Source organism: Methylorubrum podarium (assembly GCF_022179745.1).
GTDB classification, from domain to species: domain Bacteria; phylum Pseudomonadota; class Alphaproteobacteria; order Rhizobiales; family Beijerinckiaceae; genus Methylobacterium; species Methylobacterium podarium.
The window spans coordinates 1-8715 of the sequence record NZ_BPRD01000446.1 but is presented as its reverse complement, the minus strand read 5'-3'; the positions used below and the strand labels follow the sequence as shown (position 1 = coordinate 8715).

General features: G+C 69.3%; 11 protein-coding genes. 4 read left to right on the top strand and 7 right to left on the bottom strand.

The genetic code is table 11. The features are described from left to right. Nucleotides 1-306: 306 nt before the first annotated feature. From rpmG to MFF42_RS20370, 6 genes are all read right to left on the bottom strand, one after another. Nucleotides 307-474: a 50S ribosomal protein L33 gene (gene rpmG, locus MFF42_RS20395; protein ID WP_003602581.1), complete on the bottom strand. Its 168-nt coding sequence runs from the start codon at nucleotides 472-474 to the stop codon at nucleotides 307-309. Nucleotides 475-626: 152 nt separating this feature from the next. After that, complete coding sequence (gene panB, locus MFF42_RS20390) at nucleotides 627-1451, bottom strand: 3-methyl-2-oxobutanoate hydroxymethyltransferase (protein ID WP_238257377.1); 825 nt, start codon at nucleotides 1449-1451, stop codon at nucleotides 627-629. A 418-nt stretch (nucleotides 1452-1869) separates the two neighbouring features. Next, a complete protein-coding gene (locus MFF42_RS20385) occupies nucleotides 1870-2268 on the bottom strand; it encodes a thioredoxin family protein (RefSeq protein ID WP_238257376.1) in 399 nt (132 codons plus the stop codon). A gap of 50 nt (nucleotides 2269-2318) precedes the next feature. Then, entirely contained in the window at nucleotides 2319-2906 is a 588-nt protein-coding gene (locus MFF42_RS20380) for a rhodanese-like domain-containing protein (protein WP_238257378.1), read from the bottom strand. A 17-nt stretch (nucleotides 2907-2923) separates the two neighbouring features. Next, complete coding sequence (locus MFF42_RS20375) at nucleotides 2924-3739, bottom strand: quinoprotein dehydrogenase-associated SoxYZ-like carrier (RefSeq protein ID WP_238257375.1); 816 nt, start codon at nucleotides 3737-3739, stop codon at nucleotides 2924-2926. Nucleotides 3740-3780: 41 nt separating this feature from the next. Next, entirely contained in the window at nucleotides 3781-4713 is a 933-nt protein-coding gene (locus MFF42_RS20370) for a quinoprotein relay system zinc metallohydrolase 2 (protein WP_238257374.1), read from the bottom strand. Nucleotides 4714-4904: 191 nt separating this feature from the next. On the opposite strand from MFF42_RS20370, the gene MFF42_RS20365 reads away from it, so the two are divergent. From MFF42_RS20365 to MFF42_RS20355, 3 genes are all read left to right on the top strand, one after another. Further along, nucleotides 4905-5480, top strand: a complete 576-nt coding sequence (locus MFF42_RS20365; protein ID WP_238257373.1) for a TetR/AcrR family transcriptional regulator — start codon at nucleotides 4905-4907, stop codon at nucleotides 5478-5480. A 25-nt stretch (nucleotides 5481-5505) separates the two neighbouring features. Beyond that, complete coding sequence (locus MFF42_RS20360; protein ID WP_238257372.1) at nucleotides 5506-5802, top strand: nucleotidyltransferase family protein; 297 nt, start codon at nucleotides 5506-5508, stop codon at nucleotides 5800-5802. Between the two features lie 190 nt (nucleotides 5803-5992). After that, nucleotides 5993-6982 carry a CobW family GTP-binding protein gene (locus MFF42_RS20355; RefSeq protein WP_238257371.1) on the top strand — a complete coding sequence of 330 codons (990 nt, stop codon included), beginning with the start codon at nucleotides 5993-5995 and terminating at the stop codon, nucleotides 6980-6982. A 97-nt stretch (nucleotides 6983-7079) separates the two neighbouring features. Here the strand turns inward: MFF42_RS20355 and MFF42_RS20350 are convergent, their stop codons facing one another. Beyond that, nucleotides 7080-7331 (bottom strand): hypothetical protein, encoded by a 252-nt coding sequence (locus tag MFF42_RS20350; RefSeq protein ID WP_238257370.1) that lies wholly within the window; start codon nucleotides 7329-7331, stop codon nucleotides 7080-7082. Nucleotides 7332-7864: 533 nt separating this feature from the next. On the opposite strand from MFF42_RS20350, the gene MFF42_RS20345 reads away from it, so the two are divergent. Next, nucleotides 7865-8715: O-antigen ligase family protein (locus MFF42_RS20345; protein ID WP_507763115.1), on the top strand; the 851-nt coding region annotated here is incomplete at its 3' end.

The window sequence follows — 8715 nt, the reverse complement described above, 5'->3', positions numbered from 1 at the left end:
GCCGCGGCGGCGGCGAGCGCCGCCCCCAGCGTCATCTCGGCGGAATGCGCGTATCCGGCCCGGTCGAGGGCCATGGCGGCGGAAGCGATCGTCAGCGCGATGCCGGCGGGAACAAGATGCGAGGCAGAGGCGTTCATACCTCTCGCTCTACACGATCTCGCTTGCGCGGGGATGACCCCGGCGCCGCGGCGCGCCGACAAAATCGCGCGAGGTGGGCGCTTCCCAGACACCCTGCCCCGGAACGCGAAAGGCCGCCCCGTTGCCGGAGCGGCCTTGAAACAAATGCGAAGGAAGGACCGCGAAGGCTTACTTGATCTTGGCTTCCTTGAACTCGACGTGCTTGCGCGCGACCGGGTCATACTTCTTCATGACCATCTTCTCGGTCTGCGTGCGGGAGTTCTTCTTCGTGACGTAGAAGTAGCCCGTATCGGCGGTCGAGACGAGGCGGATCTTGACGGTAACGGCCTTGGCCATGGCTGGGCGCTCCTAAAGCGGGTTCGGGGGCGATTCGCTGGTGGCGCGCCAGCGCGGGCGAAACGCAAAAGGCCGGGAAGCCCCGGCCGAATTCCGGCGCGGTCAATGCCCGATGGGGGCCGCTTCGTCAAGCCACGCGCCGTCTCGTGGGCTCACCGCGGCGGGTAGGTGTGGCCGTCGGCCGGGAAGCGGCCGGCCTGCACCTCTTCGGCGTAGGCGCGCACCGCTTCCTCGATATGGGCGCGCAGCGAGCCGTAGCTCTTGACGAATTTCGGCACCCGGTCGCTCAGGCCCAGCATGTCCTCGAGCACGAGGATCTGCCCGTCGCAGGCCGCGGTGGCGCCGATGCCGATGGTCGCCGCACGGATCGCGGGATCGGTGGCGATGGCCCGCGCCACCGGCTCGACGATGCCCTCCATGACGATGGCGAAGGCGCCCGCGTCGCTGATCGCGCGGGCATCCGCCCGCAGCCGGTCCTCGTCGCCGGCCCCGTGCCCCTGCACCTTGAAGCCGCCCATGGTGTTCACGGATTGCGGGGTGAGGCCGATATGGCCCATCACCGGCACGCCCCGCTCGGTCAGGAAGGCGACCGTCTCGGCGAAGCGGGCGCCGCCTTCGAGCTTGACCGCCCCGGCGCCCGTCTCCTTGAGGACGCGGGCGGCGTTGAGGAAGGCCTGCTCGCGGCTCGCCTCGTAGGAGCCGAACGGCATGTCGACCACGACCAGGGCGCGCGAGGTCCCGCGCATCACCGCCTGGGCCTGGAGGATCATCATCTCCAGGGTCACCGGCAGGGTCGATTCCATCCCGTGCATGACCATGCCGAGGGAATCGCCGACGAGGACGAAGTCGCAATAGGCGTCGACGATGCCCGCGGTGTGCGCGTGATAGGCGGTCAGCGAGATGATCTTGCGCCCCTCGGCCTTGCGCTTGATCAGATCGACCGCCTGGAGGCGACGGGTGTGAACGACCTGCGACATGGCTCGTGATCCGGACGGCTCGCATTCCCGGTGCGCCCGGCGGACCGGGCGCGGCGTACGGAACGCCTCTATAGGCCCGTTCGCGCCGCCTCGCAGGGGGCCTCTGGGCGGGTTCCGATGGATCTGACGGGAAGTGTTACCCGGAGGGGCCTGCCTTCTCCTGCTGCGGTGGCGCTTCAGCCCCTTCACGCCGCGGCCACCGAAAGCGGTGGCCGGCAACCGACGTTCCATGGACTCCGGTCGTCCCGCCTGCCCGTTTGCCGGGCGTTTCCTCCCTAGACTTCGAACCGCCTCCGGGTTCGCCGTTTTTCCGCCACATCCCGACGGGAGTCAATGGCACAGCCTGGGATCGAGGCATTTGAGATTGCTCGAAATTTAGACGCCGGAGCCGGGTGGTCCGAATCGTGGCAGCTTTGTGTCAGAGAGCCTTTTCGAGGAGCTGCTCGATCCATTCCGGCTGGGTCTCGCCGACCGAGCGGGCCACCTCGGTCCTGCCCTTGTAGAGGATGAGCGTGCTCTGCATCTGCGCTCCGAACCGGCGCACGAGGTCGCGCTGAGCGTCGAAATCGATCGTGAAGACGGCGAAATCCTTGAAGCGCGGATCGGCGGCGAGCGCCGCCAGGATCGGCTTCTGCGCCCGGCAGATCGGGCACCAGGGCGCCGAGATCTGCACGAGGACCGGGCGCCCCTCTTGTTGCGCCGTCTCGAAGGCCGCCGCGTCGTAGGCGACGGGCTCGGCGGCGTGTCCGACCGCCGGCAGGTTGCCGGCAAACAGCGCGGCGGCGAGGAGGAGGAGGATGTGGCGGCGGGTCGTCATCGGGTGATCCTCCTGAGGCCGGATGAGGCCGGCCCCTCGCCTGCCCCTCGTCAGCGCTGGGCGGCGCGCCCGTTGCCGGATTCGGCCCAGGCCGGATCGGGCTTGGCGACGGCGGTGTCGTGGTCGTCCTGCCAGCCCTCGACCCCGAGGGGGAACCAGTAGACGCGGCTGTAGCCCGCCGCGACCAGCCGCTTGCCGGCGTTCCAGCTGCCCCAGCATTCCGGCCGGCAGAAGGTGACGACGGGTTTGGCCCTGTCGCCGCCGGTCAGCTCGGCGACCCGCCGCAGGAAGGCCTCCTCCTTCTCGGGCGGAAGCGGCGCGCCGCCGGCACCCGGCATCCAGACCGCGCCGGGGATCGAGCGGTGCGTCGGCAGCCAGGGCCGGTCGGCGGGCAGCCCCGCCGGCCGGTGGTCGGCGAGCACCACGTCGATGAGGACGGGCTTGTCCGGCAGCAGCGCTTCGAGCCCCTTCAGATCGACCACGGTCGCGCCCTTGAGGGTCGCCGGGGTGTAGCCCCGCGGCGGCCCGGTATAGAGCCCGTCCGGCTCCGGCACGTTGACCGGCGAGTCGGCCGGGCCGGCCGCACCGAGCAGGAGCCCGAGGGCCGTGACGGCCGCGGCCCCGGCGATCGCCCGCATCCGCCGCTCCCCCGGCATCAGTTGCTCGCGGAGGGAAGCGGGAAGCTGTGCTCCCAGCGTCCGCCCTGGTTGTCGGAGGCGACGACCTTGATCGGCCCCCGGATGTCGGGCCGCAGCGCGAAGTTGATGACCGGGTTCGAGGCGATCGAGATGTCGCCGTCGAGGTGGAACACCAGCGTGTCGCCCGCCGTCACGTCGACCTTCTCGATGTAGCGCGCGGGCGTGTAGTCGCGGGTGACCTGGTTCATCTGCATGCCCGAAAAGTTCGGGTGGCGGATCATCAGCGTCGCTTCGATCGGCTTGCCGGACTGGGCCTCGCCGGCGAACTTCAGGCGCATCTCGCCCATGCCCTTCATCGCCTCCTCGTCGCTCATCCCCATCGGTGCCGAGCAGCCGCCGGACGCCTTGACGAACTTGGCGGATTCGAGGAGCCGGCCGTCCCTGGTCTCCACCACGGCGTGGACGTTGGTGTAGTTGTTCACCCGCACCCGCATCTTGATCTCGCCCGGATCGGCAGCCGGACCGAAGGTGAAGTGTGCCGCGTAGGGCGAGGGGTTGTCGTCAATGATGAAGTAGAGGCCCTTGACGTTGTCCTTGTCGGCGAGCGTCAGGCCGATCGGCACGAGCGCGGCGTCGAGGGCGCGGACGGGGGCGTCGATCTTCACCGCGCTCTCGCTCGCCTCGACCTTCCGGTCGCCCAGGATCGACGTCTTGATCTCGGACCAGCGGGCGGCGCGCTCCTCGTCGGTGTCGGTGGCGCCGGCCATGACCGGGACGGGCGCGAAGGCCGCCGCGGACAGGCTGAGGCCGAGGGCGAACATCAGGCGTTTCATGGTCGGTCTCCTTCCCGGAAGGCCCTGACGTGAGGGCGTCGTCATTCCCACTCGAGTTCCTGGTAGGCCTGGGTGACGTTGCGGCCGTTATAGGTGTCGAACAGGGCCCAGTTGTCCCGCTCGCCCTGCGCCACCGTCCGCACCGCTTTCTCGATCGGCACGCCGGAGGCGACCGCCTCGCGGGTCCCGTCGCGGAGTGCCGAGAGATAACGCGTGAGATCGGCGGAAGCGGGTGCGAAGGCGACCCGCGTCGGCCCGTGGCCCGGCACCGCGTCGGCGGCCCCCGTCGCCTTCAGCCGCTCGATCTCCTTGAACCAGCCGAGCAGGCTTCCGTCGAGGGAGGGGATGCGGCCGACGAACAGAAGATCGGCCGGGAACAGGAGCCCGCTGCCGCTGTCGAGCATCGAGAGATCGCAGGTCGTGTGCGCGCTGCCGTGGGCGGTGAGCCGGAGGGTGCGGTCGCCGAGGTCGATCTCCGCCCCGTCCTTAACCTCCATCGTCGGGTAGACGACCTCGCCCGCCTTGTCGGCGCCGAGGATCTCGGCCAGACGCTGGCGGTAGAAGTCGCCGCGGGCATCGAGCGCGCCGCGCAGGGCGGCGTGGCCGACGAAGGTCGGGTTGTCGCCGCGGAAGGCGGCGGCGCCGAAGACGTGGTCGGGATGCACGTGGGTGAGCATCACGTAGCGGATCGGCTTGTCGGTGCGCCGGGCGATCTCCCGGCGCAGCCACTGCCCGTCCGCGAGGCTGCCGCCGGATTCGGTGACGAGCACGCCGTCGCGCCCGACGATGAAGCCGATATTGGCGATGCCGTCGGCGTTCTCCGGGGTCGCCTCCGCGTCGGGTCCGCGCCGGATGAAGACGCCCGGTGCGACCTCCTCCGTCGACAGCGCGTCGACCGCGAAGCCGGGCCGCGGCAGGCAGCACAGGCACAGCCCGCCGAACAGGGCCGCGCGACGGGTGACGGCGGCTCTCAACGCCCGCCCCCGCTCGGATCGAGGCCCTGGCACGACCGTGCCGCCATCTGCCGCTTCCTCCCGGCGAATTTATCGATATCTTGCAAACCATCTAGTAGGTAGATTTTTCGGGCGTCAAGTGCCACCCTCGCGAAACGGCCGGCGCCGTCGCGATGACGTGATCGGCAAGCGGGACGGACCAAAGGCGGACCATGAGAGACACGCGCGCATCGCTCCTCAGCGAGGCCGAGATCCTGGTGCGCGGCCGGGGCTATTCGGGCTTCAGCTACGCCGACCTCGCCGAGGCGGTCGGCATCCGCAAGGCGAGCATCCACCACCATTTCCGCACCAAGGAGGCGCTCGCCCAGGCGCTGATCGAGGCCTATGACGCGCGCTACGACGCGGCGCTCGACGCGATCTCGGGGGCGACCGGCGACGGGGTCGCCCGGATCGAGGCCTATGGCCGGCTCTATCTCGGCGGGGTCGAGCAGGGGCTCGGCTGCCTGTGCGCCGCGCTCGCCGTCGAGCTGGAGACGCTGCCCGAGGCTTTGCGCCGGGCCATCACCGCCTTCTTCGACAAGCACATCGCCTGGCTCGCCGGCGTCATCGAGGAGGGCCGGCTCGACGGCAGCGTCCGCGCCGGCCTCGATCCGCAGGCCCATGCCCGGATGATCCTGGCGACCCTTGAGGGGGCGCTTCTGCTGGAGCGCTTCCTCGCCGGGCCGGAGGGATTCGGGCGGACCCTGGCCGCCCTGAGTGAGGGGCTGCGGCCGGCGGGCAAGTCCTGATAATCTGCGGCGGAAGGAGCGCTCCATGGACAGGACGGACGCCATCAACCGCCTGCGCGACAGCGCCGACGCCGTGCGTACCATGGGCGCCACCTCGCTCTACTTGTTCGGCTCCACGGCCCGGGGCGAGGCGCGCTCCGACAGCGACCTCGATCTCTTCATCGACGACGATCCCGGCAGCCGCTTCAACGCCTTCGACCTCGTCGGCATCAAGCTGCTGCTGGAAGACCGGCTCGGAACCGCGATCGACATCACCACCCGCGACGGCCTTCATCCCCGGCTGCGCGACGGCATCGAAGCCTCTGCGCTCCGCGTGTTCTGATGGCCCGGCGCGCCTTCGGGTCCGGCTCGCTTGTCAGCGCCCCGGACTGACGAACGCGGGGGAAGAGGCACCGCGTTCGTCAACCCGACATCACAGAACCGGGGCGCGGACCGGCGACCTTCCATCCGCCCCCGATGATACAATATGACAGCCTGACATCCCGTCACCGAACGAGTTGCCCAGGCCCTCCATGTCCGACGCCTCCCCCCTCGCCGCATCCTCCCAGAAGATCCCGGTGACGGTGCTCACCGGCTATCTCGGAGCGGGCAAGACGACGCTGCTCAACCGCATCCTCACCGAACAGCACGGCAAGCGCTACGCCGTGATCGTCAACGAGTTCGGCGAGATCGGCATCGACAACGACCTCGTGGTCGGCGCCGACGAGGAAGTGTTCGAGATGAACAACGGCTGCGTCTGTTGCACCGTGCGCGGCGACCTGATCCGCATCATGGACGGGCTGGTGAAGCGCCGCGGCAAGTTCGACGCGATCATCGTCGAGACCACCGGGCTCGCCGACCCCGCCCCCGTCGCCCAGACCTTCTTCGTCGATCAGGATGTCGGCGAGGCCGCCCGGCTCGACGCGGTGGTGACGGTGGCCGACGCCAAGTGGCTCACCGACCGGCTCGCCGACGCGCCCGAGGCCAAGAACCAGATCGCCTTCGCCGACGTGATCCTGCTCAACAAGGCCGACCTCGTCTCGGGGGAGGACCTCGACCGGGTCGAGGGCCAGATCCGCGCGATCAACCCCTACGCCAAGGTCCACCGCACCGAGCGCTGCGCGATCCCGCTCGATCAGGTGCTCGACCGCAACGCCTTCGACCTCTCGCGCATCCTCGACGTGGAGCCCGACTTCCTGGAGGAGGGCCACCACCATCACCACGACGAGCAGATGCAGTCGGTCTCGGCCCGGATCGACGGCCCGGTCGATCCGGAAAAGTTCATGCCCTGGATCTCGAACCTGACCCAGGTTCAGGGGCCGGACATCCTGCGCTGCAAGGGCATCGTCGCCTTTCCCGACGAGCCCAAGCGCTTCGTCTTCCAGGGCGTGCACATGATCCTCGACGGCGACGTCCAGGGGGAGTGGGGTGCCGACGAGCCGCGCGTCTCCCGCGTCGTGTTCATCGGCCGCAACCTCGACCCGGACGCGATCCGCGAGGGTTTTTACGCCTGCAAGGTGTGAAGCGGCGCCCCGGGAAACGCGCACCACAAAAAAAGCCGCCCCTGCGGGGCGGCCCTCTCATGACCGATCGCCGGCGCGCCGACGTTCGGGACGATGCTCAGCAGCGGTTGCCGCCCGCGGTCTGGCCGTACTGCTTGACCGGGAAGTTCTGCTGGTTGGCGTTGCCTTCCGCGGCCGAGCTCATCGGGCAGGACGCGTGGAACGGGCTGTCATGGACGCCGAGGGGCGCAGTCCAGCCGGACGCCAGCGGCACCGGGCGCGCGTCGATGGCGCTGTAGGCCAGGGCGGACGTGACGGGGGCGGCACCGAGCACGAGGGCGGCCACAGCAGCGGCAAGACGGTTCTTCACACGTTTCTCCGATTTTCCGTTCATGAAAGTCCGGCCTTGCGGACTTGCTTCAGACTTGCTTCGTCTTCGATGAACTGAATATGGGAACGCCTGTCCCGCAGCGACGTGCCGGGGCGCACGGGATAGACGGGATTAAATCTGCGGCCGGTCTTTCGGTTCTTTGCTGACGTCGATCGAGCCGTCCCGGCGGATGGTCGGGACAGCGCATCGGAGGGCGCGGGGACCGGAACCATGACGCGCCACATCGGACGCACCGTCCGGACCGATGCGACAAATGCGCCGCGTGCTGGCCGTCGGAATGGAAATGGCGAGCCGTATCCGGCTCTCGCTCGACCGATGTCAGGTCTATCCTTCGGTCGATTCCGCATCCTGACGTGAACAGAGTCCGCTCCGGCCCCCGGGTTGTTGGTTAAACCGCAACCTTTCGGTGGTTCGATCGGGCCGGTTGAAGGCTCCGCAATCCTGCCGGAGGCCGCGTCGAGCGGCTCGGGCGGGTGGCGTGCGCGGCGCCCCGCGAGAGTTCGAGTTCGCCGATGTCTTCCACGACAGCCGCGCTGACAGGCGCGACGGCCGCCGCGTCGGGCTCGCCGTGGGCCGCGGGCGCCTGGGGCCGCGTCCCCGTCCTCCGAGCGGTCCAGGGGCTGGCGACCGGGCTGCACGCGGCCTTCATCTTCTTCGCCTGCTTCGCCTTCTCGGACGCCTCGCCCTACGACCTCGTGGCGATCCCGACGATCGTGCTGTGGCTAGCCCTCGGCATCCGCCTCCACAGGGGCGCAATGCCCCTCGTGTTCCTGCTTCTCGCCTATCTCGCGGCCATCGGGGTCGCGCTGCTGCCCTACCTCAACGAGCCGCTGTCGGTGACGTGGACGGTGCAGCTCGCCTACCTCACGGTGACCTGCATCTTCTTCGCGATGCTCTACGCCGACGACACGCGCTCGCGCATCGAGGTCGCGCTCAAGGCCTATACGGCGAGCTGCGTGCTCTCGGCCGCCCTCGGCGTCGTCGGCTACCTGCAGATCCTCGGCATCGAGGACCTGTTCTACAAGTACGGCCGGGCCTCGGGCACCTTCCAGGACCCGAACGTGTTCGGCTCCTTCCTGACCCTCGGCGCGCTCTACCTGATCCACGGCCTTCTCTCCGGCTCGACCCGCTGGCCGCTCCTGTCCCTGGCCAGCCTCGTCGTGGTGATGGCCGGCATCTTCCTGTCCTTCTCCCGCGGATCCTGGGGCGGCACGGTGGTGGCGGTCGCCGTGATGGTCGGGGCGCTCTACGTGACGAGTCGCTCGCGGGCCCTGCGGCGGCGGATCGTGACGCTCGGCCTCGTCACGGTCGGCTTCGGCGCGGTCGCCCTCGCGGGACTGCTCTCGATCGACAGCGTCGCCCA